This window comes from Vibrio sp. 10N.222.49.C9 (assembly GCF_041474985.1).
In the GTDB taxonomy this organism is placed as follows: domain Bacteria; phylum Pseudomonadota; class Gammaproteobacteria; order Enterobacterales; family Vibrionaceae; genus Vibrio; species Vibrio crassostreae_C.
The window spans coordinates 1-279 of the sequence record NZ_JBFRVD010000465.1; the positions used below are offsets into that span (position 1 = coordinate 1).

Consider the following 279-nt stretch of genomic DNA (forward strand, 5'->3'; position numbering starts at 1 on the left):
GCTCAAGCAGTGACTGCATGCCAGACAGCAAGCTTGGATTACCATAGGTCATCCCAAGCTCAACTGGAACATTGAGGCTTTGCTTTAATTTACTCGCTTGCCTGCGAGAGAAGACCATCAGGGGTGAGCCTTCACTCATCCATACCCCTTGATAGAGCTTGGCTACCTTGGGAGCGCGAATAGGCAATATCACGCCGTGCAGCAATGGGCACCATAACCAACGCGTCATATCCACTACACGCTTGTCGTGTAGAAACTGACTTAAGAATCGTTTAATGG

General features: G+C 49.5%; 1 protein-coding gene. It reads right to left on the bottom strand.

All coding sequences use genetic code 11. The features are described from left to right. Window positions 1-279: ferrochelatase (locus tag AB4585_RS24010; RefSeq protein WP_372171261.1), on the bottom strand; the 279-nt coding region annotated here is incomplete at both ends.